Annotated in this window: 4 protein-coding genes; 3 read left to right on the forward strand and 1 reads right to left on the reverse strand. The window is 34.0% G+C overall.

Going from position 1 to position 2,427, the window contains the following annotated elements; genetic code table 11:
• A partial coding sequence (locus BLT18_RS17835) for a recombinase family protein (protein ID WP_139184771.1) occupies window positions 1-293 on the reverse strand: 293 nt, incomplete at its 3' end.
• A 302-nt stretch (window positions 294-595) separates the two neighbouring features.
• Here BLT18_RS17835 and BLT18_RS18510 point away from each other — a divergent pair.
• From BLT18_RS18510 to BLT18_RS17850, 3 genes are all read left to right on the forward strand, one after another.
• The gene (locus tag BLT18_RS18510; protein WP_091277123.1) at window positions 596-901 is read left to right on the forward strand and encodes a hypothetical protein; all 306 of its coding nucleotides are present in this window, start codon (window positions 596-598) and stop codon (window positions 899-901) included.
• A 199-nt stretch (window positions 902-1,100) separates the two neighbouring features.
• Entirely contained in the window at window positions 1,101-1,670 is a 570-nt protein-coding gene (locus BLT18_RS17845; protein WP_091277126.1) for a hypothetical protein, read from the forward strand.
• 221 nt (window positions 1,671-1,891) lie between these two features.
• Window positions 1,892-2,296: a hypothetical protein gene (locus tag BLT18_RS17850; protein ID WP_091277129.1), complete on the forward strand. Its 405-nt coding sequence runs from the start codon at window positions 1,892-1,894 to the stop codon at window positions 2,294-2,296.
• Window positions 2,297-2,427 lie beyond the last annotated feature (131 nt).

The raw sequence follows: 2,427 nt of genomic DNA on the forward strand, positions 1-2,427 counted from the left end.
ATGTCTAACACAACAATATCAGCTTGAATATTTTTGGTAATATCGTTCCATTCTTCGACAATCTCGTTTTTATTTCTTCCGAAACGGTCGAGAGAATGAATATACAAAACATCGCCTTTACGAAGAATACGTTTGAGTAATTGATAATTTTCTCGTTGAAAATCTTTTCCACTTACTTTATCCATGAAAATATCTCTTTCATTAATCCCGTGTTCTTTCATAGCAGCAATTTGTCTTTCTTCATTTTGATCTTTACTGCTTACTCTTATATAACCCATTCGTCTGTTTTCCATTTACTACTAGCATTCCTTTCCACAAACATCCAGTGTACCTTCTTCATTATACCTCATTTCCGTTCGTAAATGTACGTCAAATTAAATGGACGTTCATAATTATTTTCTTGTTATTTACGAACGTTTATAGCTATCTATTAGATGAAAAAATAAACCGTTCGTAAAGGTATACTTTTACAAACGAACCAAAAAAACCTATTGCAGAAAAGGGCCAGATTGTGGAGTAGCTATGTTAGAATTCAAGGAAGAATTGATTGAGAGTGGGGGATTTCAGTGGTATCAGGGGTGATTGAACAAATAAAATGAGAAAACAATTAATTTATACTTTATCGTCGCTGATATGTGCTCTGGGTGTATTTTATCTCAGCATTTTATTTCAGGATATGGCGTATTGGGGTAAGGGATTGACATGGTATTGGGTAGGAGTTGTTTTTGCTTATTTAATCGGATTATTAGGTGTCATATTCATCATCCTATCTTTGAAAAAAAGAAAAAGTTATAAGGAAACATTGTTCCCTGTTTTACTTAGAACACTCTCAGGTGGGACGCTTGTGATTGGTTTCCTTTGGACTACCTTTGTAATTATAGCTGGAATGTCAGGTATGTAATTTAATCAATCGGGTTCAAGAACAGAACAAGGAGTTGTCGTTGTGGCGGCAACTCCTATTGTGTTAAAGGTCAGTTAAAGCGAGGGAATTTAAAAATAATAGTCTAAATATTGAAACTGATAAGAGTAGTAATCGTCTAATAAAAAGAATGGAGCTAAAAGGTAAAGGGAACTATTTGTTATGTCGTAGGAGGCACTTTATGAGGAAGCTTTATAGATATCTTACTATATTATTTATATTTTTATTGGCAAGCTGTAATTTGGAAGACGTTAACAGTGATACATCAAAAGGTAAAAATAATAAAAGTTCAAAGCAAGTATCAGAGGTAACGGAAGACGATTTCATTTATCGATTAGTATCGGAGAAAGGACAATATGAAGCGAATGAACAAGTAGGAATATATGCAGAATTAGAGTATGTAGGGGATAAAGATGAGATTAAAATCTTTCATGCAGCCTCCCCATTTCATTTTCCCATGTATGAAAAAACAAGAGGTTATGAGATAGGATATATTATGGAGGAGCCCTTATTAACTACTACTATAACGAAGGGAGAACCACTACGTGAAGAGTACAAAGGTAGTGGTGTATATAGTGCTGAAGATAGCGAAGAATACGTGAATTTTATTGAAGCCATTAATGACAATCAATTTCTTGCTGGTCATTATGAAGTCAATGGTTTTGCTGACTTTTATGTGCAAACCAACGATTCCAAAAGAGAGTATAAAATAAAATCGCAAGTTGAATTCAAAGTCAAAGATAACAAGTAAAACGTTTTTTACACTGCAATTATCCATTGACTATCTCAACAAATGGGCAGTTAAATGGAAATGAAGAGTCCACGGCTACTTGTTGAGTATTTAATTATTTACATAGTGGCAAGGTTGTAAAGTTGGGGAGCTAGAGCAACGGAGGCAACGATTTAGTTATAGAAAAATGTATGATAAGATTTAAATTGATTATTAAAATAATTAAAAAGGATTGAAAAAATATGCGAATGAAAAGTCCTGTTTCTATTGGAATAATTAGTTTTGTGTTTGTTTTTTTGGGACTACTTTTACTTCCAGGACTTGGTGAAACGTTATCTCAGCGTTGGTTTTATCATCCAACATCAACCTGGTATGTACCTTTGTTGCTAATCCTATCTTTGCTTATTGCGTTTATGGCTGGAGCCATTCTTTTTGTTGCATCAAATTTTAATAAATTCGGTTCTTTAATGCCTTGGTTGCTTATATTCTGGCCTCCTGTATTTGTTGTTGTAATGGAAGGAATAAACTGGAACAATCAAATAGTCCATCTGATATATAGTCTCTTTGCAGGAGAACGAATTGGTTTAGAAAATGGATTGACACTCGGTTGTTTATGGCATTCTAGAAATGTAATGATCGGAACTTAATTTCTGATATTCCCTCAGACAAAAAAGAGCCACTTGCCAACCTCCAAAAATAACTTTACACTCCTCGTTGGACCAACAACGTTCAGCAGGAGGTTATTAGGAGATGTTAGCAATGGCTCAGATTGATTATA

Source organism: Alteribacillus persepolensis (assembly GCF_900099605.1).
In the GTDB taxonomy this organism is placed as follows: Bacteria; Bacillota; Bacilli; order Bacillales; family Marinococcaceae; genus Alteribacillus; species Alteribacillus persepolensis.